Raw genomic sequence first — 26,588 nt, forward strand, 5'->3', positions numbered from 1 at the left:
TTAATGCCCTGCCGGACAAGTTGCGCAGCGATGCTGCTGCTCGAACTGGCTAAAGAAGTTATTGCCTTTGTCATCCACTAATACGAAGGCCGGCATATTTTTAACTTCCATCATCCATACGGCTTCCATTCCCAGTTCGGGATATTCAAGGCACTGCAGGCTTTTCACGTACTGTTGCGCCAGCAGGGCTGCTGCACCGCCAATGCTGCCGAGGCTAAATCCACCGTGTTTCTGACAGGCATCAGTGACCTGCTGGCTGCGGTTACCCTTGGTGAGCATAATGAGGCTGCCGCCTTGTGCCTGGAAAGCATCGACATACCCATCCATGCGCCCGCCGGTGGTGGGCCCCATCGAGCCACAGGCCTGATTTTCCGGGGTTTTGGCGGGTCCTGCGTAGTAAACGATATGCTTTTTCATGTATTCCGGCATCGGTTCGCCGTTATCCAGTCGCGCTTTGATGTTCGCGTGGGCGATATCGCGAGCGACAACAATCGGGCCGCTTAACGACAGGCGTGTACCAATGGGCAGAGCGGAAAGATCATGCAGGATGTCACGCAGCGGACGGTTCAGATCCAGTTGTACGGTCTGAGCGCCGTTTTCTATCCGGTGAGAATCAGGAATGAATTTGCCCGGATTATGCTCGAGTTTCTCCAGCCAGATACCGTGTTTATTAATTTTGGCCTTAATGTTACGGTCGGCAGAGCAGGAGAGGGCCATCGCGATTGGGCAGGAGCCGCCGTGGCGCGGTAATCGAATTGCGCGGATATCGTGGGCAAAGTATTTGCCGCCAAACTGCGCCCCGATGCCAAACTCGCGGCTGGCATTGAGCAACTCGGCTTCCAGCGCCGTATCACGGAACGCCTGGCCCAGCTCGTTCCCGCTGGTGGGTAGATTATCGTAATATTTGGTTGAAGCCAGTTTGGCGACTTTCAGCGCCTGGTCGGCGGATAAGCCCCCAACCACAAAAGCGATGTGATACGGCGGACAAGCGGCTGTACCCAGTGATTTCATTTTTTCGATCAGGAACGCAGTGAGTTTTTCCGGCTGTAGAATGGATTTGGTTTCCTGGAACAGCGCCGCTTTGTTAGCTGAGCCGCCACCTTTATTGACGAACAGGAAACGGTATTCGTTACCTGGGGTGGCGCTAATATCGATTTGTGCGGGCAGGTTGGTCTGGGTATTGACCTCGGTATACATATCCAGCGGGGCATTTTGCGAGTAACGCAGGTTGTTTTCGGTAAAGGTGGAATACACGCCTTTGCTTAATGCTTCTGCGTCATCGCCGCCGGTCCAGACATGTTGTCCTTTGCTGGCCACAATGGTTGCCGTCCCGGTATCCTGGCAGTTGGGCAGTACGCCTTTAGCTGAAACCTCTGCATTGCGCAGCAGCTGCAATGCGACGTACTTATCGTTACTGCTGGCCTGTGGGTCGTGCAAAATGCTGGCAATCTGTTTTAAATGTCCGGCGCGCAGGAAAAATGAAGCCTCATAAAACGCCTGCTGTGCTAACAAGGTTAACGCTTCCGGTGCAACCTTGATCACTTCCTCTCCGTCTAACTCCGTTACCGTAACGTGCTGGTTACTAAGTAATTCATACTCGGTACTATCCTTACTCTGAACAAAGAGTTCCTGCCAGACAAATGGTTTAGACATGTTTACTTCTCACCTCTTCGTGTTGTTTACCGAATGGCGCTTCGCTTATCCGGCCTACGATTAACGCATTGGTGTAGGTCGGATAAGCGAAGCGCCATCCGGCGTAAAGTTATTTGGCTAAAAAGACATTGGCTTTTGTCGCTTCGGCGACATATTCGATAGTTTTCTGGGCACGAACGCTGTTTCCGGCTTCATCAAGCGGTGGAGAATAGACCGCAATCGCATATTCGCCTGGGACAACGGCAACCATGCCGCCGCCGACGCCGCTTTTCGCCGGGATGCCAACGGTGTACAGCCATTTACCGCTACCGTCGTAAAGCCCGGCAATTGCCATTTCTGCCAGCACCTGCGGAACATATTTCTCATTCAGCAACTGTTTACCGTTGAACGGAGATTTGCCTTTGTTCGCGAGTACGGCACCCATTTTGGCCAGTTGCTCAACGGTGATATCCACCGAACACTGGCGGGTATAAATTTCAACGGCTTCGTCAGTGTTGCCATAGAAGCTGTTATAGGATTCCATCAGCTTGGCCAGCGCCTGATTGTGCTGGTTGGTTTCCATTTCAGATTTGAAAACCGGTTCGTTCACGGTGAGAGTGGCATCGGCCCAGACGTTCAGGTTGTCGAGGATTTTGTTCCAACGATCGGTTTTGTCTTTGGCTTCGATCAGGCTAACAGTGCTCATGGCCCCGGCGTTTACCAGAGGGTTTTCAGGCGCGCCTTTGGTCAGTTCAACGGCTAAACCTGAGTTGAATGGCATTCCGGTGGCATTGGCGCCAAGTTTATCCAGCACTACCTGAGGACCGTGCTGCTCCATGGCAAGCGCCATGGTGAACACTTTACTCAGGGATTCCATTGGGAAAGGTTTGTTAACATCGCCAACCTGGTAGATCTTGCCGTCCACCGTCGCAATGGTGATGGCAAAATTTTTCGGGCTATAGGTCGCCAGAGCAGGGATGTAGTCGGCGACTTTTCCATCGTTGTTACTTTTGTACTTCTGATGAGCCTGTTCTATCAGCTTGGCGTAGTCGGGCGTGGTTTGCGCGAATGTGGTTGCGCTAAACAAGACGCTGAAAGAAAAGAGACTCACGCCGAGAATTGTTTTATTCATTATGCATTCCTGTTGGTGTGCTCATCTTGGTGCCGGATGGCGGCGTACCGCCTTATCCGGCCTACGGATGGTTAAACGTTATGTAGGCCGGATAAGCGCGAGCGCCATCCGGCAATGGCGTTGTGTCAGGACATGGCAACTTCTGACGGTTCGGTAACCGGACGTTCCTGCTCCGGGGACTTCACTGGTGCAGAGCCACGGCAACCCTGGCCGAAGTGTTCACCTTCCCAACGGCTGACAATGGCTGCTCCCATGGCGTTACTCATAACGTTCGTGGCGGAACGAGCCATATCGAGGAACGGATCGACACCCATCAGCAGAATCAGACCTGCTTCTGGAATGTTGAACTGGTTCAGGGTTGCAGCGATAACCACCATTGATGCGCGCGGTACGCCTGCCATTCCTTTTGAGGTCAGCATCAGGATTAACAGCATGGTGATTTGCTCGCCCATGCTCAGTTCGATGTTGCACGCCTGGGCAATAAAGACGGTGGCAAATGAGCAATAAGCCATGGAACCGACCAGGTTAAAGGAATAACCGATAGGCAGAACGAAGCTGGCGATTTTTGACGAAACACCGAATTTTTCCAGCTTGTCCAGCGTACCCGGGAAGGCGGCTTCAGAGCTTGAAGTGGTAAAGGCCAGCAGAGCGGGTTCGAGGATTGATTTAGTTAACCGTGCGATGCAAGGCCCGACGATCATAGTAGACAGGCCAATGAGGATCGCCCACAGCATACCCAGCGTCAGGTAGAACTCACCCATGAAGATCCCGGCGCTAACCATCACACCCAGACCACGTTCGGCAATCAGACCTGAAATAGCGGCAAACACGGTCAGTGGTGCAAACAGCATGACGTAACCCGTCAGCTTCAGCATGACGTGCACCAGTGAATCCAGCACTTTCACGATAGGATCGGCTTTTTCACCAATCGCAGCGAGGCTGCAACCAAGGAAGATTGAGAACACGACGATCTGCAGAATTTCGTTACGCGCCATCGCATCGACAATACTGGTCGGTACCGCGTGTGAGATGAATACTTTCAGCGTGAATGGCTCTGACTTAACGGCGGCAACGGCTCCGACGTCATGTGGCACAAAGTTGATACCTGCGCCTGGCTGGAAGATATTAACGATAACCAGACCCAGTGCAATTGACACCAGAGAGGCGCAAATAAACAGGAAGAAGGTTTTCGAAAATATACGTCCCAGCGTTTTGGCATCGCCCATTTTGGCAATACCTACAACCAGAGTTGAAATAACCAATGGAGCGATAATCATTTTCACCATACGTAAGAATATGGTGGTGAAAATGGAAATATCTGCTGCATAAGATTTTGCTGTTTCAGCCGCGGCCATATTATTTATGGCCACCCCGGCAATCATGCCGAGTATCAGGCCTAATATGATCATCTTCGTTAAACTAATTTTCTTCATGTGTACTCCATCGGATAAAGGCTGGTAATTGGAATTGTGTAGGGTGGCGTGCGCCTGAACCTGGACAGCAGCTCAGACGCACGCCTGTTGTGACCAACCGCATGAATAATTCGAAGCACTGTGATACAGCTGAATTCTGTGCTCCAATGGTTGTTATTGTGTTTTTTTGTTACAAGTCGAACTCAATACTTAATAATGGAGCGTGTTGCTGCGCACCATAAACATCATTGTCACCGACGTTGCCGGAAATAATATCTCGTGGCATGACGATTTTTACGGCATTCGCTGGATCGAACCAGACGATATTGTGAATAAATTCAGGCTCAACATTATATAAACCGGCAATAAGCTGCGGCGTTAATTGCTCGCAGGCTTTTACCCGCTGATAGTCTTCCCTTGTTTTAAATAAAATATCTAAAACCAGTTCGTACGGTCCGGCATTTTTGGAACGAATAACTTGTGCCAGTGAACAAATTGAGTGTTTCATGCCTGAACTCCTTCTGGCGTCACCTGTTCAATGTGGAAATCAAAACGCAGCGCATCGCTCGCTTCAATCAGGTGATAGATCGAGAACTCATACACCGGTCCACTCTGAATATCAGATGGCGAGAACGGGAAGGCGAGGTTGCCCGCAGTCGCAATACGATTTTCATAGCCGTAGTGCAGCAGGGTAGAGCGCACCAGCGAGCAAACACTGTTAGCGATATCCTGTGTTGGCGCAACGACATCCAGTAAAATTCCCAGTTCATGGCCCGCAGTTTTCATCGGCTCATGGTTGCCCATCACACCGTTCTTACCGTACAGGTGGAACGTCATGCGGATACTGTCGTCATTCAGTGAGAGGTTACGTGCAACGCTTGCCTGTACCTCTTCAAGAATCGTGTCAATCCCGGCAATCATAATCGGGTCACGTGTTCCGGCGATGGTCAGGCAACGGAAGCCAACCTGGCGTGCACCTTCCAGTTTCAACGCATACGGTGTTTCTTCATGGCGTGAACCGCTGACATACACTTCGCCCTCGTTAACCTGGGCGAAAGTGCATGCCTTCAGGTTCAGCACACCGCCTGGCCCTGGCAGGAAGTACGGATCTGACTTCTCGTACAGGGTGTGCGCTGCGGCGGAAGTCTCGGTGAACTTACGCTTGGGATTGAACGCCTTCAGCGTAAAGCCGTTATCGTCAATGATTCCCATCGCACAATCTGAGCCGGAACCAGGGGTGGCGGCAATGGCTGCACACTCAAGGATCTTACCGCAATGAAGCGCCAGACCTTCATCAAAGCCCTGCATAATCGGCAGCGCGGCGAAGCAGGCCGGATCGTAGGCACGTCCGCCCAGGACCACCTGCGCACCGGCTTTCAGCGCACGCTGGAAAGGCTCGACGCCCATCTGCGCGACAATGTAGGTGCTCTCTTCAATGGCCTCGTGAGTCAGTTCAGGCACAAAATCGAGCGCGGTGATTTTGCCGTTATCCAGCGCCTGATGAACGATTTCTTTATCGACATCAGACGGAATCAGCGCCATTGAGAAAGACAGTTTTTCTTCCTGCGCGATCTCATGGATTATCTGGCGACACCACTCCAGATGCGGAGCTGCACCAGAACCACCGGCTGTGCCGATCACGACAGGGATGTTGTTCTTAACGCCTGCCACAATCATATAGCGTAGATCGCGTTTCACACCGGCCCTGTCAGTAAAGGGTTTACCTGCCCCCAGGTAGTGGGGGCCAGGATCGGAGGAACCTGCGTCAACAGCAATAAGATCCGGTGACTCTTCCATGGCTTTACGAAAACTTTCTTCCGGGAAGCCATAACCCAGGATAGCCGTAGGCGATAAGATCTTAAATGTGCGTGCCATCTCTTAATCCTTAGTTTGCAACAGCGCGATGGTGCGGTTCATTTCGTTAAACACGATGTTGAGACCTTCATCGAAACCCATACCCGGTTTGATCAGCATGCGCATTGGACGCGCGGCCAGCGCGACGTGTACGCAGGTACGAGCACTGATTTCCGTTTCGTTACAGGTACCGCCCTGATAGGCTTCCATTCCGTGTTTGTTGCAATACAGCACTGCATCAACGATGTTGTGAATACCGCCCAGGTCCGGGGTTTTAATCTGCACCATGTGGCAGCTGCCCGCGTCGGTGAAGTCCACGATGTCCTGATAGGTGTTACACCATTCATCCGCAACGATTTTCACGCCAGAACCCAGACGAGTCAGCTCCTGAGTGATCTCGGTTAACATGCGGATCTGATCCGGCTTGTTACCGGCATCAACCGGGCCTTCAATGTACAGCGGCAGGCCTTGCGCTTCGGCTTCCAGGCTGGCGATGTATTCGGCGCAACGCACTGGATCCATATCGAAGATCAGACCGATGGTGCCGTAGACATCAATGTGCAGCGTTGGGTGATAGCTATCGTTGGTGCGCAGGCTCAGGATGCGGTTAGACAACCAGCGGACGTACTCACGCAGTTTTTCACCTTTAAAGCCCAGCTTCTCTTCTACGTTATTGATCAGCGCATGCGGTAGGACATCCACACCTTTGAGGATCATCTTGTCGACGGCGATATAACGGTCGTCGCCGCTCTGACCAAATAACGGAATGGCTTCCGGGACGCATGGCAGCTGCCATTCATCACAAACCACTTCGGCTTTCAGACGACCGGTAGCCAGTGCCGCCGCGTCGAGCAGCGCCTGAGACAAACCATAACGTACGGCAGTATGCAGCAGATGGCCGTCAATACGCAGTTCGTCAAAGAAACGGGCGTTGGTCAGGAACGAATCAACGTCACGACCTTCCAGCAACGGCTTGATGTGGTCGTTGAGGAACGGAATGAAGTTTTCAGCCAGGAACAGCGGGTCACGACCGCCTGCACCTGAATATTGCACCGCTGCGCAATCGCCCACAGCTACCGCGCCGTTTTCCAGAATCAGCTGTACGGAAACACATTCACCCGCCTGACGAACAGACGTAAATCCAGGCGTTACCGGATCGCCGGTATAGATAAACCCGTCATGACCGGCGCCGTTTTTGATGGCCTGCTGATCGTCAAAATAAAATGAGGAGTAGCCAGCTGTGAAAAGGGCCTGTTTAATTTTCATTATGGTCTTCCTATTAATTTACTGTGGGATACGGCGTTGATGTCATCAATGACCATCTGGAAAGAAGGCTTGCGACCTTCGAAATGTGCGCGCTCTGCAACGTAGTCGTGGTGCAGGGCGAGAATATCTTTCGGCAGCGGCACGGCACCGGCTTCAAGAATACGGATTGCGCCTGTGTTATCGCGAACAGGCAGGATCTTGCCGGCGTTACAGGCGGCAGGAGCGAAAGGCACATCCAGCACGCCAGCTTCAAAGGCCAGCACCGTACCGCGCGCAATGTCACCATTGCCCAGTTCGAAGACTTTCTTCAATACCGCGCGGACTTCGCTCTTAATCAGGTCAACTTCCTGCTCCACGGCAGCGCACTGCGGGAATTTCTGATCGCTGACCATGTTGAGCATCTGGCGTGACGCTTTCAGACCCTGGGCGTTAGCTGCCGCGGTTGGGATACCGAATGCTTCGTGCGGACTTTTGGTAATAACTTTTGTGGCACCAGACATACCGGCAACCGCTGCGCCCCAGGCGATAACGGAGAAGGCTTTTGCTTCATCTTCCGGGAATCCGCCCATCCACTGGTGGAAAACGGTGCTCAGCTCGTAATCGTCGAAGCCATGGTTATGGAAGTATTCGTGGGACAGTTCACGCAGTGCCTGAATAGCAGCGATATCCTGTGTCAGGCTACCGACCTGGCCGTAACCGACGGTAATAGACTTCACGCCCTGCTCCAGCGCCAGCAGACCTTCGATAATCGCAACTGAGTGGGACATGAACGGCGGGATCAGCGTGCCGGTCAGCGGACCAAACGGTTCACGGTTGATGCGAATGCCGTTCTCTTCGTACAGACCCATCAGACGGTCGCAGTACTGCCAGTCGCGGATAGATTTTTCCAGGGTGACGCGTTTGGCGTAAGGGATGTTGTAGGAGATACCGCCGCCTTCGTAGCTGGTAAAGCCACTGGCCATGGCGATTTCTGCCAGCAGACGCGCATCCGGTGTACCGTGGCGAACCTGGATCGGTTTATCCAGCGATTCAGTCATACGACGGCAGGCAGCAACCCCGTGATTGACGACCGGTAAACCATTCAGCTTGGAAGTACCTGCTTCGATGGATTTTTGGATCCCGACAGCGGCTTCTTCATAGCGGTTCAGACGGGTATAGGCATCGATAGTACTTGGCAGGAGGTCGCACTCTTCCTGCAATGTTTTGAGCAGCGCAATATGCTCATCCATTAATGCCACACCTGCGCGCGGCTGGCTCAGAGTTTTACCTTCCTGATCGGCCTTCAGCAGGGCGAGGGAGAAACGCTTTTTCTCTGGAATTGATTGCTGGTACTTCACGCCATCTTCGAAGTTCTCAACGTCTTTGCCGGTTTCCCAGGTTTGTAACACCTGATGCCTTTCGGTCATGAATTCGTCGTGGGTCAATTTTTTATTTCGAAGTTCCATTCGTAGCTGCCTTAAGTTTTATAGGGTTAAACACTGAATGCTGGTGCGAGCAGCGGCTTGCGGGTACAGCCTGGCGACGTTTGCCAGTAGAGGGAGCAGGCCATTTGAATCGCGGTAATACTCAAACTGATTCGGTAACAGAATTCTTTTACCCTGGTCGTCCAGCTCCCTGTATTTGAGCCAGTTATGGATATCGAACTGGCTGGCGCGAGAGAGCCATCCCCCTGAACCGACGATTTTGCGTACGGTGGTGAGATCGCGACCCATCTGTAAATCCACATTACCCACGCAGGTGCAAACCTGCTTTTTAGTGCCCGCGTGGCGCTCAGCGGCATAGCCCACGCATAAACCTGCCAGCAGGGTGTCGAAATATTTCTCTTCCTCGCTGAGTGGCAGGTAATCCGGTTGCCCAACCAGGTGGCGTAGATAGCGGTAAAACGCTTCCTCGCGCTGTGGCTGCTGGGCGAAGATGACTTTCACCATATCCTGCGTGCTTTCTCCCACCACAACGGCGGAAACGCGCATTCCAAGGTCGCCTTCAACGGTACGTTTGACGAACGGTTCAGGAACACCATGCAGGACGGTATCGGGGGAGAGGGTATTCGCGCTGGCCGAATAGACATCCGTGGTGGCGCCGCCCATATCAATCAGCATGAATTCCTTCCATGCGCTGTCGTAATCGCTAATGGCTTTGACTAACTCATATACCGTCCATGGCGTCGGCATAGGCTCTTCGCCTGTTTCGCCGACGATAACGTCCAGACCTTTGCCTTTGACGATGCGTGACAAGAACACATCGCAAATCGCCTGGCGCGCGGCAAACGGACTCGGGTGATCGAGGTCTGGCAGAATGTTGTCTACCGTGGTCAGATCCTTATGTCCCAGAATCGTTTGTATTTCGTCCTGAATGTCCCGGTTTCCGGCGTAGATAATGGCGCAATCAAGCTTTGAGCCTGCCAGCGCGTGCGCATTCGCCAGGCCGTAACTTTCTTCGCCACCGTCTGTCCCGCCGGTAAACAACAGAATGTCTGGCGGTGATGATTCCAGCTCCTGGATGTCATGACGGTTCAGCTTGTACGAATAATATTGCGCGATTTTCGCTCCTGCCGAATGGGCGGTAACTTTTGCCGACTCCAGCGTAATGGAAGGCACCAGCCCCATTGCTGCAACGGCGAGCCCACCTTTCGCTGAGGAGGAGTATTTCAACTGCACTTCACCACTTTTCAGTAACGGGCGAGCATCGGCAACATTCAGCACCTGATTCAGGCTGGCAAAAAAACCGTCTGCCAGATGATGTGTGGTGGTTGGGGTCAGGACATGGTTTACCAGGGTTAATTCCTCGCCTTCATGTGCGAAGAGGGCTGCCTTGGTCCATGTCGAGCCGATATCGACAGAAACTGTTTGCATCAGATGGCCTCTTCCAGGCAACGCTGTTCGAGGCCATTGTGTTGGTGAATATCATTAGTGATAAGCGCGCAAACATCTTCCAGATCGTGGCTGGGGGCGAAAACCCGGTTAAAGCCCATCTCTTTAAACTTCACTTCCACGTCGGCGAAGTCATGTTTACCGACGACCAGGTTGCCGCCGACGTACAGCAGAATGTCGCCAAGGCCGCGTTCGATGCAGCGCTCACGTAATCCGAGGCAGTCAATGTCGCCATGACCGTAGATAGAGGACACCACGATGGCATCGGCGCCTGTTTCAATCGCAGCATCAATATATTCATCCTGGCTCACCATCACCCCGAGGTTGATTACGTGAAAATCATGAGCAGTAAAAACGCGATCCAGAACTTTATTACCTACTGCATGGCAGTCAGCACCGATGACGCCAATAACAAGTGTAGATTTCTTCATGGGTAATCCTCTGTAGGGCTGATGGTCAATAAGTGAAATTATTTTCTAATATTTAGAACATGGATTGTGACAACCTCTTAATAGGGTTGGAGTTTCTGTGGAAGCGAAAAAGGAAGCAATTGATCTATTTTCAAAATATCCTGAGAAAAATGATTGTTATATTTGTCATCTATAAAATCCTTTCATAATCAATGTGATAGATTATCTTTTCTTAGCTAGTTTTAATTTATTAGAGAATTGGGTAATAAATGACTTGCCATGTTTGTGATCGAAATCTTATTTTGTTATGCGCGCCGTTTATGACGTGTTTTAAATAATTTCAAAAATCCCAATTACTAATTAACTTGTGAACGACATAACGGTTTTTTATTTTTTAATCTTATATGTCACAATTCATTTTTGTTAAATTTAGGATAAAAATGATAAGGAAATGTTTGTGGCATATTTAATCTTTGCCACATAAGAGAAGAGGGGGTGTTAATGATAACTTTCAGTGATGACTTAAGCGAAACGTCAGCGTTCTCTCGCAGAACGACAAACGCAATGCATCGGTCATTGTGGAACGTTTTCGCTTCCAGTTGAGATAGTTACATCTCGGTGTTAATTATAAGTAAAATTTAAATGAATAATTTGTATGAAATAACAAATCCATGACTTGCTAAACAAAAAACTGTGAGCTACCCAGCATTAGTGATTCTTTATCTTCTATCAATTAAGTCATCCGGGCTGGTTAAAAGATCGTGTACATTTAAATAAATATCCTATCATTTGTAGTAACGGCAATTACTCATTGAAAAACATGTTGTTAACATCGCGTTTACTAGTAGCGTGAGTGCTAAACACTATTAACATTAAATTTGAAAATTGATTTAAATCAATGTTTAAAACTTGGAAAACAGCATCAAAAGAGGGTAAATTGCTTCAGATCAAATTGGTCTGAAAGTGGTAAATTAGCTATAAATTGATCACTATCGAAAAATGCAAATTTGTCTCGATAAAAACCTGTTTATTGTAAGGATTTTACGGCGTAATATAATTGCGGGATCAATTTGAGTGTTTTATTAACATGTTTGTAACCTTTCATCATTGTCCTTTCTTCAAATGAGAGGAAAGGGTAGCGGCGGAAGGAAGCAGATAAATTTGTATTGGGGCATGCGTGTGACCCTTTCTAACGGGGTTCACTCTCGGAGTCTTCATGCGATGAGCAAGGAGTCATGATGTTAGATATAGTCGAACTGTCGCGCTTACAGTTTGCCTTGACCGCGATGTACCACTTCCTGTTTGTGCCACTGACGCTCGGTATGGCGTTCTTGTTGGCCATCATGGAAACGGTCTACGTCCTTTCCGGCAAACAGATTTATAAAGATATGACCAAGTTCTGGGGCAAGTTGTTTGGTATCAACTTCGCTCTGGGTGTGGCTACCGGTCTGACCATGGAGTTCCAGTTCGGGACTAACTGGTCTTACTACTCCCACTATGTAGGGGATATTTTCGGTGCGCCGCTGGCGATCGAAGGTTTGATGGCCTTCTTCCTCGAATCCACCTTTGTAGGTCTGTTCTTCTTCGGCTGGGACCGTTTGGGTAAAGTCCAGCATATGTGTGTCACCTGGCTGGTGGCTCTGGGTTCTAACCTGTCCGCGTTGTGGATTCTGGTTGCGAACGGCTGGATGCAGAACCCAATCGCAGCGGATTTCAACTTCGAAACCATGCGTATGGAGATGCTGAGCTTCTCTGAACTGGTGCTCAACCCGGTAGCACAGGTGAAATTTGTTCACACTGTGGCATCTGGTTATGTATGTGGCGCGATGTTCGTTCTGGGTATCAGCTCCTACTATATGCTGCGCGGTCGTGACTTCGCGTTTGCTAAACGTTCTTTTGCTATCGCTGCCAGCTTTGGTATGGCTGCTATTCTGTCTGTTATCGTTCTGGGTGATGAATCTGGTTACGAAATGGGCGACGTGCAGAAAACCAAACTCGCTGCGATTGAAGCAGAATGGGAAACTCAGCCTGCACCGGCTTCCTTCACGCTGTTCGGTATTCCGGACCAGGATGCGCAGGAAAACCATTTTGCGATTCAGATTCCTTATGCGCTGGGCATCATTGCCACCCGCTCTGTTGATACACCGGTCATTGGTCTGAAAGACCTGATGGTGCAACACGAAGAGCGTATCCGTAACGGGATGAAAGCGTATCAGCTGCTGGAAGAACTGCGTGCTGGTACTACCGACCAGGCCGTTCGCGACCAGTTCAACAGCATGAAGAAAGACCTGGGTTATGGTCTGCTGTTGAAACGCTATACGGACAAAGTTACCGACGCGACCGAAGCGCAAATTCAGCAGGCAACGAAAGATTCTATTCCTCGCGTTGCGCCGCTGTACTTCGCTTTCCGTATCATGGTGGCATGCGGCATTCTGATGCTGGCAATTATCGCGGTGTCCTTCTGGACTGTGCTTCGTAACCGTATCGGTGAGAAAAAATGGCTGCTGCGCACCGCGCTGTATGCGATTCCTCTGCCGTGGATTGCTATTGAATCCGGTTGGTTTGTTGCAGAGTACGGTCGTCAACCGTGGGCGATTGGTGAAGTGTTACCAACAGCCGTAGCGAACTCTTCGCTGACTGCTGGCGACCTCATCTTCTCGATGCTGTTGATTTGCGGCCTGTATACCCTGTTCCTGGTGGCTGAACTGTATCTGATGTTCAAGTTCGCACGCCTTGGGCCGAGTAGCCTGAAAACCGGTCGTTATCACTACGAGCAGTCCACTGTGACTTCTCAGCCGGCACGCTAAGACAGGAGTCGTCAAATGATCGATTATGAAGTATTGCGTTTTATCTGGTGGCTGCTGGTTGGCATTCTGCTGATTGGTTTTGCGGTCACTGATGGCTTCGACATGGGGGTGGGCATGCTCACCCGTTTCCTCGGTCGTAATGATACCGAGCGTCGAATTATGATTAACTCCATTGCCCCGCACTGGGACGGTAACCAGGTTTGGCTCATCACCGCGGGTGGCGCACTGTTCGCTGCCTGGCCGATGGTGTATGCCGCTGCGTTCTCCGGTTTCTATGTGGCGATGATTCTGGTTCTGGCGTCCTTGTTCTTCCGGCCGGTCGGTTTTGACTACCGCTCTAAGATTGAAGATATGCGCTGGCGCAACATGTGGGACTGGGGCATCTTCATTGGTAGCTTCGTGCCACCGCTGGTGATTGGCGTGGCGTTCGGTAACCTGCTGCAAGGGGTTCCGTTCCACGTAGATGACTACATGCGTTTGTACTACACCGGTAACTTCTTCCAGTTGCTGAATCCGTTTGGTCTGCTGGCAGGTGTCGTGAGCGTTGGGATGATCATCACCCAGGGTGCGACCTATCTGCAGATGCGTACGGTAGGTGAACTGCATCTGCGTGCTCGTGCAACTTCACAGGTTGCGGCGCTGGTGACTCTGGTCTGCTTCGCGCTGGCCGGTGTGTGGGTGATTTATGGTATTGACGGTTATGTTGTGACCTCAGCACTGGATCATCATGCTGCCTCTAACCCGCTGACCAAAGAAGTGGCTCGTGTGGCTGGCGCATGGATGGTGAACTTTAACAATGCACCTATCCTGTGGCTGGTTCCTGCACTGGGCGTGGTTCTGCCGCTGTTGACCATCCTGACTTCTCGTATGGAGAAAGGGGCATGGGCGTTTGTCTTCTCCTCACTGACGTTAGCCTGCATCATCCTGACTGCCGGTATCGCAATGTTCCCGTTTGTGATGCCATCCAGCACCATGATGAACGCAAGTTTGACCATGTGGGATGCCACCTCCAGCCAGCGTACATTGAATCTGATGACCTGGGTCGCGGCGGTGTTTGTACCGATCATTCTGCTGTACACCAGCTGGTGTTACTGGAAGATGTTCGGTCGCATCACTAAAGAAGATATTGAAAGTAACACCCACTCTCTGTACTAAGTAAGGAGCTTAAAATGTGGTATTTCGCATGGATTTTGGGAACGCTTCTTGCCTGTGCATTTGGGATAATCACAGCGCTGGCGCTTGAGCACGTTGAATCAGGCAAAGCCGGGCAAGAAGATAGCTAATGACCAACATTATCGCGATGGTATACAACGCGATGGACAAGCGCCCCTTGCGGGCGCTTTCATTTGTGCTGGCAATCGTGTTGGCTGGCTGCATATTCTGGGATCCGTCTCGTTTCGCGGCCAAAACCAGTGAGCTTGAAATCTGGCATGGTTTCCTGCTGATGTGGGCGGTTTGCGCAGGCATTATTCACGGCGTTGGCTTCCGTCCTCGCGCCGTACATTGGCAGGGCATCTTCTGCCCGCTGATCGCGGATATTGTCCTCGTTGTTGGTCTGATTTTCTTCTTCTTTTGAATAAGAAACATCCTTAAATATTTATGGGCTTGCATAAGCCCATAATTTTTTACTCTCCGTTTACTTTCCCCCATTCCAAAGCACCATTCCCGCGCGTATAGTAGCGAAGTTTGAAAGCACTAACCTGAGGTTGTGCCCTGTGGTTGTGTGCGGTGGCGACGCTGTACCATCAGGACGTTATCAAGGCGGAGTGCGCTGGACATAGTAGAACTATGTCCAAGTGCGACAACACAGAGAACATCCTGATGGAACGCGTCCCGAAGGGCTGAGAATCTTTTTGCACAGTACTGCGTTACTTGCGTCTTGTTTGGAATTACCAAACTTCGCCACTCGCGCCTTGTTCTGTGCAAAAATTTTCGTCAGCGCCATCCGCGAACAACCACAGGACACAACCTAATTGCATTACCGGGATGTACAGTGAAGACAGCGCGATATACAACGACATTCTTGATGCATCGCGGCGGCAAGAACGCGAATCACCAGACGCTTACGAAGGTAAGTAACTGGTGCGAGTGGGCGAAGCCAACAAAGAGGCAGTAGGAATGAATAAGTATATGTTTCGATGGCCGGTTCGTGTCTATTATGAAGATACCGATGCCGGTGGGGTGGTTTACCACGCTAGTTACGTCGCTTTTTATGAAAGAGCACGCACAGAAATGCTTCGTCATCATCACTTCAGTCAGCAGGTCCTGTTGGCCGAACGTGTCGCCTTTGTGGTGCGCAAGATGACCCTCGAGTATTTTGCGCCTGCCCGGCTCGACGATATGCTCGAAGTTCAAACCGAAATTACGTCAATGCGTGGCACCTCATTGGTTTTCACGCAACGCATTGTCAACGCAGAGAACACCGTGCTGAATGAGGCCGAAGTTCTGATTGTTTGCGTTGATCCACTCAAAATGAAGCCTCGTGCGCTTCCCAAGTCTATTGTCGCGGAGTTTAAGCAGTGACTGACATGAATATCCTTGATTTGTTCCTGAAGGCAAGCCTTCTGGTTAAACTTATCATGTTGATTTTGATTGGTTTCTCAATCGCATCCTGGGCCATCATCATCCAACGGACCCGTATTCTTAATGCTGCTTCACGTGAAGCCGAAGCATTTGAAGACAAGTTCTGGTCCGGCATTGAATTGTCGCGCCTGTACCAGGAAAGCCAGGGGCGTCGTGATAATTTGGCGGGCTCGGAACAAATTTTCTATAGCGGATTCAAGGAATTTGCGCGTTTGCATCGGGCAAATAGCCATGCGCCGGAAGCGGTCGTAGAGGGGGCTTCCCGTGCGATGCGTATCTCGATGAACCGTGAGCTGGAAACGCTGGAAACGCATATTCCATTCCTCGGCACCGTTGGCTCCATCAGCCCGTATATCGGTCTGTTCGGTACCGTTTGGGGGATCATGCACGCATTTATCGCGCTGGGCGCGGTAAAACAGGCGACGCTGCAAATGGTCGCACCGGGTATCGCAGAAGCGTTGATTGCAACGGCTATCGGTCTGTTTGCGGCAATCCCGGCGGTTATGGCCTACAACCGTCTGAACCAGCGCGTGAACAAACTGGAACTGAATTACGACAACTTTATGGAAGAGTTCACCGCGATTCTGCACCGCCAGGCGTTTACCGTTAGCGAGAGCAACAAGGGGTAAGCCATGGCCAGAACGCGTGGACGAGGTCGTCGGGAACTCAAGTCCGAAATCAATATTGTACCGCTGCTCGACGTACTGCTGGTGCTGTTGCTGATCTTTATGGCAACCGCACCGATCATTACGCAGAGTGTGGAAGTCGACCTGCCGGATGCGACCGAGTCGCAAGCCGTCAGCAGTAACGACGAACCCCCGGTCATTATTGAAGTTTCCGGTATTGGGCAATACAGCGTGGTGGTTGAGAAAGATCGTATGGATCAACTACCACCGGAGCAGGTTATTGCGGAAGCGAAAAGCCGCCTGCAGACCAATCCGAAAACGGTCTTTTTAATCGGTGGTGCGAAAGACGTGCCTTATGATGAAATAATTAAAGCGCTGAACTTGTTACACAGTGCAGGCGTAAAATCGGTTGGCTTGATGACGCAGCCAATCTGATGACTGCGTTTTGCTGGCTTGAAAGATAGCACGTAACAGGCGAACAGTTTTTTGGGAACCGAGAGTGTCAAAGGCAACCGAACAAAACGACAAGCTCAAAAGGGCGATAATTATTTCAGCGGTGCTGCATGTCATTTTATTTGCAGCGCTGATCTGGAGTTCGTTCGATGAGCACATTGATGCTTCAGCCGGCGGCGGTGGCGGTTCGTCCATCGACGCCGTTATGGTCGATCCTGGCGCCGTTGTGCAACAGTACGACAGGCAGCAGCAACAGCAGGCAAGTGCGAAACGTGCTGAAGAGCAGCGTGAAAAGCAGGCGCAGCAGCAAGCTGAAGAACTTCGCGAGAAGCAGGCAGGTGAGCAAGAGCGACTGAAGCAGCTGGAAAAAGAACGTTTAGCCGCGCAGGAAAAAGTGCGCGAACAGGCGGAACAGCAGAAGCAAGCTGAAGCCGCCGCAGCGAAAGCGCAAGAGCAACAGAAACAGGCTGAAGAGGCTGCGGCGAAGGCTGCTGCAGACGCGAAGGCTAAAGCTGATGCTCAGGCTAAGCAAGCGGCAGATGCCGCGAAGAAAGCCGCTGCGGACGCACAGAAAAAAGCTGAGGCTGAAGCCGCTAAAGCCGCCGCTGATGCGAAGAAAGCTGCAGAAGCACAAGCTGCTAAGGCAGCTGCGGACGCTGCGAAGAAAGCACAGGCTGAGGCCGCTAAGCAAGCAGCAGCCGAGAAAGCTGCTGCTGAGAAAGCAGAAAAAGCCGCTGCCGCGAAAGCTGCCGCTGCTGAAAAAGCGGCGGCTGATAAGAAAGCCGCTGCAGAAAAAGCAGCAGCAGACAAAAAGGCTGCAGCTGAGAAAGCCGCTGCCGATAAGAAAGCTGCGGCAGATAAAGCAGCTGCTGCTAAAAAGGCTGCGGCCGAAAAAGCCGCTGCAGCCTCTGGCGTTGACGACTTGTTGGGTGACCTGAGCTCCGGTAAGAATGCACCGAAATCGGGCGGTGGAGCGAAAGGAAACGGCCAACCGGCGAAAGATAGTGGTACAAGTGGTGCCAATGGCGGTGCATCTGGCGCTGATATCAGTGCTTACGCATCTCAAATTCGCAATGCGATCCAGAGCCGTCTGTATGGTGCAGATTTGTATGCAGGTAAATCTTGCGTATTACATATCAAGTTAGCACCCGATGGTCTGTTACTGGATGTGACCGAAGAGGGCGGGGATCCGGCATTGTGTCAGGCTGCGCTGACGGCTGCGAAAACCGCCAGAATTCCTAAACCGCCTAGCCAGGCAGTTTATGAAAAAGTAAAAGATGCCAAACTGGACTTCAAACTGTAATAACGACCCCTGAGAAATCAGGGGAAACGGTCTAAGGTTGAGACAGAGTTCTGGTAGTTTTGTGTATTTGAGTTTGTTAACATTCTGCTAAATTATCGTGGGCTTTCCGTCCAGATAAGGGAGATATGATGAAGCAGGCATTACGAGTAGCATTTGGTTTTCTGATGCTGTGGGCAGCGGTGCTGCACGCAGAAGTACGTATCGAGATCACCCAGGGGGTGGACTCGGCGCGCCCGATTGGTGTTGTCCCCTTCCAGTGGGCAGGACCGGGTGCTGCACCTGAAGATATCGGTGGTATCGTAGGTGCTGACCTGCGTAACAGCGGTAAATTTAACCCGTTAGATCGTTCTCGTCTGCCTCAGCAGCCCGGTACCGCGCAGGAAGTTCAACCTGCCGCGTGGTCTGCGCTGGGCATTGATGCCGTAGTCGTCGGCCAGGTTACGCCGAACCCGGATGGTTCTTACAGCGTTGCCTATCAGCTGGTTGACACCGGTGGCGCACCGGGTACCGTACTGGCACAGAACACCTATAAAGTGAACAAGCAGTGGCTGCGTTACGCGGGCCATACTGCAAGTGACGAAGTGTTTGAAAAACTGACCGGCATTAAAGGTGCATTCCGTACCCGTATCGCTTATGTTGTTCAGACCAACGGTGGTCAGTTCCCGTACGAATTACGTGTGTCCGACTACGATGGTTACAACCAGTTCGTGGTACACCGTTCTCCGCAGCCGCTGATGTCTCCGGCGTGGTCCCCGGACGGTTCAAAACTGGCGTACGTTACCTTCGAAAGCGGTCGTTCTGCACTGGTTATTCAGACACTGTCTAACGGCGCGGTTCGTCAGGTAGCCTCGTTCCCACGTCACAACGGTGCGCCTGCGTTTTCTCCGGATGGCAGCAAACTGGCGTTTGCCCTGTCTAAAACCGGTAGCCTGAACCTGTATGTCATGGACATTGGTTCCGGTCAGATCCGTCAGGTGACGGATGGTCGTAGCAACAACACGGAACCTACCTGGTTCCCGGACAGCCAAAACCTGGCCTTTACGTCTGACCAGGCCGGTCGTCCGCAGGTATATAAAGTTAACGTCAACGGCGGTGCTCCGCAGCGCATTACCTGGGAAGGTTCGCAAAACCAGGATGCGGATGTGAGCAGCGACGGTAAATTTATGGTAATGGTAAGCTCGGCCAACGGTCAGCAGCACATTGCCAAACAAGATCTGGTAGCGGGTGGCGTACAAGTTCTGTCGTCAACGTTCCTGGACGAAACGCCAAGTCTGGCACCTAACGGCACTATGGTAATCTACAGCTCTTCTCAGGGGATGGGATCCGTGCTGAATTTGGTTTCTACAGATGGGCGTTTCAAAGCGCGTCTTCCGGCAACTGATGGACAGGTTAAATTCCCTGCCTGGTCGCCGTATCTGTGATAATAAATAATTGATTAATAAAGGAATCATTGAAATGCAACTGAACAAAGTGCTGAAAGGGCTGATGATTGCTCTGCCTGTTATGGCTATTGCAGCGTGTTCTTCTAACAAGAACGCCAGCAATGACGGCAGCGAAGGCATGCTGGGTGCCGGCACTGGTATGGATGCAAACGGCAGCGGCAACATGTCTTCTGAAGAGCAAGCGCGTCTTCAGATGCAACAGCTGCAGCAGAACAACATCGTTTACTTCGATCTGGACAAGTACGATATCCGTTCTGACTTCGCTGCAATGCTGGATGCTCACGCTAACTTCCTGCGTAGCAACCCGTCTTACAAAGTCACCGTAGAAGGTCATGCGGACGAACGTGGTACTCCTGAGTACAACATCTCCCTGGGTGAGCGTCGTGCGAACGCCGTTAAGATGTACCTGCAGGGTAAAGGCGTTTCTGCTGACCAGATCTCCATCGTTTCTTACGGTAAAGAAAAACCTGCAGTACTGGGTCATGACGAAGCGGCTTACGCCAAAAACCGTCGCGCCGTACTGGTTTACTAAGAGAATTGCATGAGCAGTAACTTCAGACATCATCTGTTGAGTCTGTCGTTACTGGTTGGCATAGCGGCCCCCTGGGCCGCTTTTGCACAGGCGCCAATCAGTAGTGTCGGCTCTGGCTCGGTCGAAGACCGTGTCACTCAACTCGAGCGTATTTCTAACGCTCACAGTCAGCTTTTAACCCAACTCCAGCAACAACTCTCCGATAATCAGTCCGATATTGATTCCTTGCGCGGTCAAATTCAGGAAAATCAGTATCAACTGAATCAGGTTGTTGAACGCCAGAAGCAGATATTGCTGCAGATGAATAATCTTGGCAGCGGTAGTTCACCTGCGGCGCAATCTGCGGGCGGCGATCAGAGTGGGGCAGCAGCAACCCCTGCACCTGATGCGGGTGCAGCGGCAGCGTCAGGTGCTCCGGTACAAACTGGCGATGCGAATACCGATTACAATGCGGCCATTGCTCTGGTGCAGGATAAATCCCGCCAGGATGACGCGATTGAAGCATTTCAGAACTTCATTAAAAAGTACCCAGACTCAACTTACCTGCCAAATGCGAATTACTGGCTGGGTCAGTTGAATTACAACAAGGGGAAAAAAGATGATGCAGCGTTCTATTTTGCCTCAGTAGTCAAAAACTTCCCGAAATCACCAAAGGCTGCAGACGCGATGTATAAAGTCGGCGTCATCATGCAGGACAAAGGTGATAAAGAGAAAGCGAAAGCCGTTTATCAGCAGGTTATCACTAAATACCCTGGCACTGATGGCGCGAAACAAGCGCAAAAACGCCTTGGCGCGATGTAATGAACACCATGCGACCAGAAATCGTGTTAATTCTGGTCGCGTCGTGTGATTCCTAAGCAGTTGAGTTATTTACATCGAAATTTATGTTGCGCTAAAATCTGAAATCAGTAATATATGCCGCCGTTGCCAAGGGATATCAAACAGCCCGAAAGCGGCAAAAAAAGTGGGTCGTTAGCTCAGTTGGTAGAGCAGTTGACTTTTAATCAATTGGTCGCAGGTTCGAATCCTGCACGACCCACCACTAACTTAGTTAGTAAGTAGTATCCAGCGCAGTATCGGGTGATTAGCTCAGCTGGGAGAGCACCTCCCTTACAAGGAGGGGGTCGGCGGTTCGATCCCGTCATCACCCACCACTCGGGGCGTTAGCTCAGTTGGTAGAGCAGTTGACTTTTAATCAATTGGTCGCAGGTTCGAATCCTGCACGACCCACCATCCTGAAAGTATAAAGAAGTAAACCCCATAAGGGGGCGTTAGCTCAGTTGGTAGAGCAGTTGACTTTTAATCAATTGGTCGCAGGTTCGAATCCTGCACGCCCCACCAGTGTAAAAAGGCGCCCTAAAGGCGCCTTTTTGCTATCTGCGATTTATAAGATTCGAATCTGCTTGCCTGATGCGCTTCGCTTATCAGTCCTACAGACGACACTATTCACGTAGGTCGGATAAGACGTCAGTCGCCTTCCGGCATTCCTCACACGCAATTATTGTGACTTTCTTACGCCAATCCGCTATCTTGTTTAGCATATAAAACAAATCTAACCGAATACGGCGTGCGTCACGCTTTTAATCGGTTATTTCGTTAAGCCAGTAAAACGAGAAAGCAAGATGAGCGTGATGTTTGATCCAGAAGCAGCAATTTATCCGTTTCCGCCGAAGCCAGCCCCGCTGAGTGTGGATGAAAAGCAATTTTATCGTGAAAAAATCAAGCGCCTGCTGAAAGAGCGTGATGCCGTTATGGTCGCGCACTATTACACCGATCCCGAAATTCAGCAGTTGGCCGAAGAGACCGGTGGTTGTATTTCTGATTCTCTGGAGATGGCGCGTTTCGGCTCAAAACATTCTGCCTCTACGCTGTTAGTTGCAGGCGTGAGGTTTATGGGGGAAACCGCCAAAATCCTCAGCCCGGAAAAGACCATCCTGATGCCGACCCTACAGGCGGAATGCTCATTAGATCTGGGCTGTCCGATTGATGCGTTCAGCGCGTTTTGCGATGCGCACCCCGATCGTACCGTAGTGGTTTACGCCAATACCTCAGCCGCCGTTAAAGCACGTGCGGACTGGGTCGTCACATCCAGTATCGCGGTAGAACTTATTGAGCATCTTGATAGTTTAGGTGAAAAAATCATCTGGGCTCCGGACAGACATCTGGGCAACTACGTCCAAAAACAGACCGGTGCAGACGTTCTTTGTTGGCAGGGGGCCTGTATCGTCCACGACGAATTTAAAACTCAGGCTTTAACACGCATGAAGGGGCTTTACCCTGATGCAGCGGTGTTGGTGCACCCGGAGTCCCCTCAGTCTATCGTTGATATGGCCGATGCGGTTGGCTCAACCAGCCAGTTAATCAACGCAGCTAAATCGTTACCGCATCAACAGCTGATTGTGGCGACTGACCGGGGCATATTTTACAAAATGCAGCAGGCCGTTCCGGATAAAGAATTGCTTGAAGCGCCGACGGCTGGTGAGGGGGCAACCTGCCGCAGCTGTGCGCATTGTCCGTGGATGGCGATGAACGGCCTTAAGGCGATTGCTGAGGGCCTGGAACAAGGCGGAGCGGCTCATGAGATACATGTTGATGCTGCGCTGCGAGAAGGGGCGTTGTTGCCGTTAAACCGCATGTTGGAATTTGCGGCTACACTTCGAGCTTAATTAATTTTTTTGCTCTGGGGGAAAAGATGGACTTTTTTAGCACGCAGAACATTCTGGTACATATTCCGATTGGCGCTGGCGGTTACGATCTGTCGTGGATCGAAGCTGTGGGGACGATCGCTGGGTTGCTGTGTATTGGCCTGGCGAGCCTTGAGAAAATCAGCAATTACTTCTTCGGCCTGATAAACGTCACGCTGTTTGCGATTATCTTCTTTCAGATCCAGCTCTATGCAAGCCTGTTGCTGCAAGTTTTCTTCTTTGCCGCCAACATCTACGGCTGGTATGCGTGGTCCAGGCAAACCAACCAGCATGAAGCGGAACTGAAAATTCGCTGGCTGCCGTTACCAAAAGCGATCGGCTGGCTGGCGGCTTGCGTGGTGGCGATCGGCCTGATGTCGGTCTATATCGATCCGGTCTTTGCGTTCCTGACCCGCATTGCGGTGAACATTATGCAGGCATTAGGATTGCAGGTTGTTGTGCCTGAGTTGCAACCCGATGCATTCCCGTTCTGGGACTCCTGCATGATGGTGTTGTCGATTGCGGCGATGATCCTGATGACGCGTAAGTACGTTGAAAACTGGCTACTGTGGGTGATCATTAACGTAATAAGCGTAGTGATTTTCGCCCTGCAAGGCGTATATGCCATGTCGCTGGAATATGTGATCCTGACGGTTATCGCCCTGAACGGTAGCAGGATGTGGATTAACAGCGCGCGCGAGCGGGGTTCCCACGCGCTGTCCCATTAATGGTGATGGTGTGAATGGCCGGATACCCCCTGATACAGGTGGCAGTCCGGCCCATTACACGGCTGATACTCCATCTGGATCGTGGCGTGTTCAATCTGGTAGTGATGGATAAGGAAATGCTGAATACGCTCCAGCAGCGCGTCGTGATCGTGCGGCGGGACCACCTGCACATGCAGCGTCATTACCGGTTTTTCACCCACCATCCAGACATGGACATGGTGCACATTGCGGACTTCGGGGATATCCCGGCTGAGATGGCGCTGTAGTGCGGCGATATCCAGCGTCAGCGGGGCGCCTTCCAGTAATTCATTAACGCTATCCTTTAACAGTCGCCAGGCGCTACGCAGTACCAGCACGGAAACCAGAATCGAGAGAATCGGGTCCGCAGGCGTCCAGCCCGTCCAGATAATAATCAGCGCAGCGATGATCGCCCCGACCGAGCCGAGTAAATCGCCCATCACATGTAGTGCCGCGGCGCGGACGTTCAGGTTTTTCTCCTCACTGCCGCGGTGTAGAACCCAAAAAGCCAGCACGTTAGCCAGTAAACCCGCGACAGCTATAACCATCATCATGCCGCCAGCCATGGGGCGGGGCGTATGGAAGCGCTCAATGGCTTCCCAGACGATTAAAATGGTGATCACGACCAATGCGATGGCATTAACAAACGCGGCCAGTGTCGTGAGCCTCAGCCAGCCGAAGGTGTGTCGTATTGTGGGCGGGCGATGGGAAAACCGGACGGCCAGTAGCGCAAAAAGGAGCGCTGCGGCATCAGTGAGCATATGCCCGGCATCGGCCAACAAGGCCAGTGAACCTGAAAGTATTCCACCCACCACTTCAACCAACATAAATCCGGCTGTAATGCAGAATGCAAACATCAAACGGCGGGCATTATTGTCCTTGGGTTGCTCAGAAGAAGTATGAGTATGCGAGTGCGCCATTATGCCATCCCTTTGTTATTCTCATCTTTACTGTATGCCATCATACCGTTTTTGGGATGATAAAATTAAAAAGGAGAGCTATTGCTCTCCCATTATTAGCTTTATTTTCAGCGTTACTGCGTAGTGCCATCAGTTTTTGTCTCAGCATCATTGTTAATGCCGTTTCCAGTCTCAACCTTCTTATTCACATCAGGGCAGCGACCGTCCTTACACATGGTGTTTTTGTGCATCTCGTCTTTGGTCATCCCTTCATGGTTCATTGATGAACCGTTCGGGTGCAGCATTGTGCCACCCGAATTCACGTTACTGTTGTCGACATTATTTGGTGCCACGTTTTCGCGTGCGTCTGGGGCGACCTGACCGGCATCCGCCGAGGAATTTGCCTGGCCGTTATTGGACTGCGTATTGGTTTCAGCTGCCAGCGCCGCGCCGCTGGCGAGGCTGAGTGTAGCGGTAAGAAAGAGTGAAGCCAGCTTTGTCATATGCATAATATGCTCCTGTTATGGTCGATATGTCGGATAACGTCTTCCAACAGTGCATGTGCCAGTTACATCATCAATATGTGGTTAATAGTTTTGCCAGAGAAATTAAACCCAGCATAGAATCTTGAAATTTATGAAAATTAAAGCTGTTACAGTTATAAATTGTAGGTTGGATCTCGTTTTTCGCTACTTTATTGCGTTTTTTTGGCCAATTCCAGGATTAATCCGTCCAAAGTGTAAAACCCCGTTTACACTTTATGACTGAAGATATAGATTGGAGGGATTGCATTCATTTATATAAGTATGGCAACGCTGGAATAATCATGAATTATCAGAACGACGATTTACGCATTAAAGAGATCAACGAGTTATTACCGCCAGTCGCATTGTTGGAAAAATTCCCCGCTACTGAAAATGCCGCAAACACGGTGGCTCATGCCCGTAAGGCGATTCATAAAATCCTGAAAGGGAGTGACGATCGCCTGCTGGTAGTGATTGGGCCTTGCTCTATTCATGATCCGGCAGCCGCCAAAGAGTATGCCGCTCGCCTGCTGGCACTGCGTGAAGAGTTAAAAGGCGAGCTTGAAATCGTTATGCGGGTCTATTTTGAAAAACCGCGAACTACCGTCGGCTGGAAAGGGCTTATCAACGATCCGCACATGGACAACAGCTTCCAGATCAACGATGGGCTGCGCATTGCGCGTAAACTGCTGCTGGATATCAATGACAGCGGATTGCCTGCAGCGGGTGAATTCCTCGATATGATTACGCCGCAATACCTCGCCGACCTGATGAGCTGGGGCGCGATTGGGGCACGTACCACAGAATCTCAGGTGCATCGCGAATTGGCGTCTGGTCTGTCCTGCCCGGTTGGCTTTAAAAACGGTACTGATGGCACGATAAAAGTAGCGATTGATGCGATTAACGCCGCAGGAGCGCCGCACTGCTTCCTGTCTGTGACCAAATGGGGTCATTCGGCGATCGTAAATACCAGTGGTAATGGCGATTGCCATATTATTTTGCGCGGCGGCAAAGAGCCGAACTACAGCGCTCAGCACGTTGCCGACGTGAAAGAAGGTCTGATCAAAGCAGGGCTTTCAGCGCAGGTGATGATCGACTTTAGCCATGCCAACTCCAGCAAGCAGTTCAAAAAGCAGATGGATGTCGCGAAAGATGTTTGCGGACAAGTTGCTGGGGGTGAAAAAGCAATTATTGGCGTGATGATCGAAAGCCATCTGGTAGAAGGCAATCAAAACCCGGATAGCGGTGAGCCGCTGACCTACGGTAAGAGCATCACCGACGCCTGCATTGGCTGGGAAGATACCGATGCGGTGTTGCGCCAGCTGGCGGATGCGGTAAAAGTGCGCCGCGGTTAAAAAATTCATCCGGGCTACGCTCGGTAGGCCGGATAAGGCAACGCCGTCATCCGGCAAT

24 protein-coding genes, 4 tRNA genes and 1 pseudogene are annotated in these 26,588 nt (G+C 51.2%); 18 read left to right on the top strand and 11 right to left on the bottom strand.

The features are described 5' to 3' along the window. The 9 genes and pseudogenes from C2U43_RS07620 to glmS all read right to left on the bottom strand — a co-directional run bounded on the left by C2U43_RS07620 (position 1) and on the right by glmS (position 10,597). Entirely contained in the window at positions 1 to 1,653 is a 1,653-nt protein-coding gene (locus C2U43_RS07620) for a class I fumarate hydratase (RefSeq protein WP_103284900.1), read from the bottom strand. Positions 1,654 to 1,762: 109 nt separating this feature from the next. Continuing rightward, entirely contained in the window at positions 1,763 to 2,764 is a 1,002-nt protein-coding gene (glsA, locus tag C2U43_RS07625; protein ID WP_032942734.1) for a glutaminase A, read from the bottom strand. 151 nt (positions 2,765 to 2,915) lie between these two features. Then, positions 2,916 to 4,197 (bottom strand): annotated as a pseudogene (locus C2U43_RS07630) (dicarboxylate/amino acid:cation symporter); the annotation flags it as partial. A 169-nt stretch (positions 4,198 to 4,366) separates the two neighbouring features. Beyond that, positions 4,367 to 4,684 (bottom strand): DUF4387 domain-containing protein, encoded by a 318-nt coding sequence (locus C2U43_RS07635; protein WP_003831425.1) that lies wholly within the window; start codon positions 4,682 to 4,684, stop codon positions 4,367 to 4,369. Further along, positions 4,681 to 6,051: an acyclic terpene utilization AtuA family protein gene (locus C2U43_RS07640; protein WP_048212244.1), complete on the bottom strand. Its 1,371-nt coding sequence runs from the start codon at positions 6,049 to 6,051 to the stop codon at positions 4,681 to 4,683. Before C2U43_RS07640 ends, C2U43_RS07635 begins: the two co-directional genes overlap by 4 nt. A gap of 3 nt (positions 6,052 to 6,054) precedes the next feature. Further along, positions 6,055 to 7,296, bottom strand: a complete 1,242-nt coding sequence (locus C2U43_RS07645) for a methylaspartate ammonia-lyase (protein WP_032942736.1) — start codon at positions 7,294 to 7,296, stop codon at positions 6,055 to 6,057. After that, entirely contained in the window at positions 7,296 to 8,741 is a 1,446-nt protein-coding gene (locus C2U43_RS07650) for a methylaspartate mutase subunit E (RefSeq protein ID WP_003831428.1), read from the bottom strand. The genes C2U43_RS07645 and C2U43_RS07650 overlap by 1 nt, the downstream gene beginning before the upstream one ends. 18 nt (positions 8,742 to 8,759) lie before the next feature. Further along, the gene (gene glmL / locus C2U43_RS07655; protein WP_103284902.1) at positions 8,760 to 10,148 is read right to left on the bottom strand and encodes a methylaspartate mutase accessory protein GlmL; all 1,389 of its coding nucleotides are present in this window, start codon (positions 10,146 to 10,148) and stop codon (positions 8,760 to 8,762) included. Beyond that, complete coding sequence (gene glmS, locus C2U43_RS07660; protein ID WP_003022963.1) at positions 10,148 to 10,597, bottom strand: methylaspartate mutase subunit S; 450 nt, start codon at positions 10,595 to 10,597, stop codon at positions 10,148 to 10,150. Before glmS ends, glmL begins: the two co-directional genes overlap by 1 nt. Positions 10,598 to 11,814: 1,217 nt before the next feature. Here glmS and cydA point away from each other — a divergent pair. The 17 genes from cydA (at position 11,815) to pnuC (ending at position 23,734) form a co-directional block, all read left to right on the top strand. After that, a complete protein-coding gene (cydA, locus tag C2U43_RS07665) occupies positions 11,815 to 13,383 on the top strand; it encodes a cytochrome ubiquinol oxidase subunit I (RefSeq protein WP_008784156.1) in 1,569 nt (522 codons plus the stop codon). Between the two features lie 15 nt (positions 13,384 to 13,398). Next, the gene (cydB, locus tag C2U43_RS07670) at positions 13,399 to 14,538 is read left to right on the top strand and encodes a cytochrome d ubiquinol oxidase subunit II (RefSeq protein ID WP_003831431.1); all 1,140 of its coding nucleotides are present in this window, start codon (positions 13,399 to 13,401) and stop codon (positions 14,536 to 14,538) included. 14 nt (positions 14,539 to 14,552) lie between these two features. Further along, the gene (gene cydX / locus C2U43_RS07675) at positions 14,553 to 14,666 is read left to right on the top strand and encodes a cytochrome bd-I oxidase subunit CydX (RefSeq protein WP_003022970.1); all 114 of its coding nucleotides are present in this window, start codon (positions 14,553 to 14,555) and stop codon (positions 14,664 to 14,666) included. Further along, positions 14,666 to 14,959: a cyd operon protein YbgE gene (ybgE, locus tag C2U43_RS07680; protein ID WP_003831434.1), complete on the top strand. Its 294-nt coding sequence runs from the start codon at positions 14,666 to 14,668 to the stop codon at positions 14,957 to 14,959. Before cydX ends, ybgE begins: the two co-directional genes overlap by 1 nt. A gap of 542 nt (positions 14,960 to 15,501) precedes the next feature. Continuing rightward, the gene (gene ybgC, locus C2U43_RS07690; RefSeq protein WP_003831439.1) at positions 15,502 to 15,906 is read left to right on the top strand and encodes a tol-pal system-associated acyl-CoA thioesterase; all 405 of its coding nucleotides are present in this window, start codon (positions 15,502 to 15,504) and stop codon (positions 15,904 to 15,906) included. Further along, positions 15,903 to 16,595, top strand: coding sequence for a Tol-Pal system protein TolQ (gene tolQ, locus C2U43_RS07695; protein WP_003022976.1), 693 nt, complete (start codon positions 15,903 to 15,905; stop codon positions 16,593 to 16,595). The genes ybgC and tolQ overlap by 4 nt, the downstream gene beginning before the upstream one ends. A 3-nt stretch (positions 16,596 to 16,598) precedes the next feature. Then, the gene (gene tolR / locus C2U43_RS07700) at positions 16,599 to 17,027 is read left to right on the top strand and encodes a colicin uptake protein TolR (protein WP_003022978.1); all 429 of its coding nucleotides are present in this window, start codon (positions 16,599 to 16,601) and stop codon (positions 17,025 to 17,027) included. Positions 17,028 to 17,091: 64 nt separating this feature from the next. Next, positions 17,092 to 18,348: a cell envelope integrity protein TolA gene (gene tolA / locus C2U43_RS07705; RefSeq protein ID WP_103284903.1), complete on the top strand. Its 1,257-nt coding sequence runs from the start codon at positions 17,092 to 17,094 to the stop codon at positions 18,346 to 18,348. A gap of 128 nt (positions 18,349 to 18,476) precedes the next feature. Beyond that, positions 18,477 to 19,769 (top strand): Tol-Pal system beta propeller repeat protein TolB, encoded by a 1,293-nt coding sequence (gene tolB, locus C2U43_RS07710; protein WP_003022981.1) that lies wholly within the window; start codon positions 18,477 to 18,479, stop codon positions 19,767 to 19,769. A 34-nt stretch (positions 19,770 to 19,803) separates the two neighbouring features. Beyond that, positions 19,804 to 20,322: a peptidoglycan-associated lipoprotein Pal gene (gene pal / locus C2U43_RS07715; protein WP_003022983.1), complete on the top strand. Its 519-nt coding sequence runs from the start codon at positions 19,804 to 19,806 to the stop codon at positions 20,320 to 20,322. A gap of 9 nt (positions 20,323 to 20,331) precedes the next feature. Next, complete coding sequence (gene cpoB / locus C2U43_RS07720) at positions 20,332 to 21,123, top strand: cell division protein CpoB (RefSeq protein ID WP_103284904.1); 792 nt, start codon at positions 20,332 to 20,334, stop codon at positions 21,121 to 21,123. A gap of 165 nt (positions 21,124 to 21,288) precedes the next feature. Next, positions 21,289 to 21,364: transfer RNA gene (locus C2U43_RS07725), tRNA-Lys, on the top strand. A 36-nt stretch (positions 21,365 to 21,400) separates the two neighbouring features. After that, a tRNA-Val gene (locus tag C2U43_RS07730) sits at positions 21,401 to 21,476 on the top strand. A 3-nt stretch (positions 21,477 to 21,479) separates the two neighbouring features. Next, positions 21,480 to 21,555, top strand: a tRNA-Lys gene (locus tag C2U43_RS07735). Positions 21,556 to 21,587: 32 nt separating this feature from the next. Continuing rightward, a tRNA-Lys gene (locus C2U43_RS07740) sits at positions 21,588 to 21,663 on the top strand. A gap of 281 nt (positions 21,664 to 21,944) precedes the next feature. Beyond that, a complete protein-coding gene (nadA, locus tag C2U43_RS07745) occupies positions 21,945 to 22,988 on the top strand; it encodes a quinolinate synthase NadA (protein ID WP_003837113.1) in 1,044 nt (347 codons plus the stop codon). Between the two features lie 26 nt (positions 22,989 to 23,014). Beyond that, positions 23,015 to 23,734, top strand: a complete 720-nt coding sequence (gene pnuC / locus C2U43_RS07750; protein WP_003831446.1) for a nicotinamide riboside transporter PnuC — start codon at positions 23,015 to 23,017, stop codon at positions 23,732 to 23,734. Here pnuC and zitB read toward each other — a convergent pair. Together zitB and C2U43_RS07760 are read right to left on the bottom strand one after the other, a co-directional pair. Continuing rightward, on the bottom strand, positions 23,731 to 24,672 hold the full coding sequence (zitB, locus tag C2U43_RS07755) for a CDF family zinc transporter ZitB (protein WP_103284905.1): 942 nt from the start codon (positions 24,670 to 24,672) through the stop codon (positions 23,731 to 23,733). The two genes, pnuC and zitB, sit on opposite strands and share 4 nt — an antisense overlap. 113 nt (positions 24,673 to 24,785) lie before the next feature. Continuing rightward, complete coding sequence (locus tag C2U43_RS07760; protein ID WP_003022994.1) at positions 24,786 to 25,160, bottom strand: YbgS-like family protein; 375 nt, start codon at positions 25,158 to 25,160, stop codon at positions 24,786 to 24,788. 317 nt (positions 25,161 to 25,477) lie between these two features. Between C2U43_RS07760 and aroG the strand changes: the two genes are divergently transcribed. Continuing rightward, positions 25,478 to 26,530, top strand: coding sequence for a 3-deoxy-7-phosphoheptulonate synthase AroG (aroG, locus tag C2U43_RS07765; protein ID WP_100272745.1), 1,053 nt, complete (start codon positions 25,478 to 25,480; stop codon positions 26,528 to 26,530). Positions 26,531 to 26,588: the final 58 nt, after the last annotated feature.

Origin of the sequence: Citrobacter freundii complex sp. CFNIH9, assembly GCF_002903305.1 — a bacterium.
GTDB classification, from domain to species: Bacteria; Pseudomonadota; Gammaproteobacteria; order Enterobacterales; family Enterobacteriaceae; genus Citrobacter; species Citrobacter portucalensis.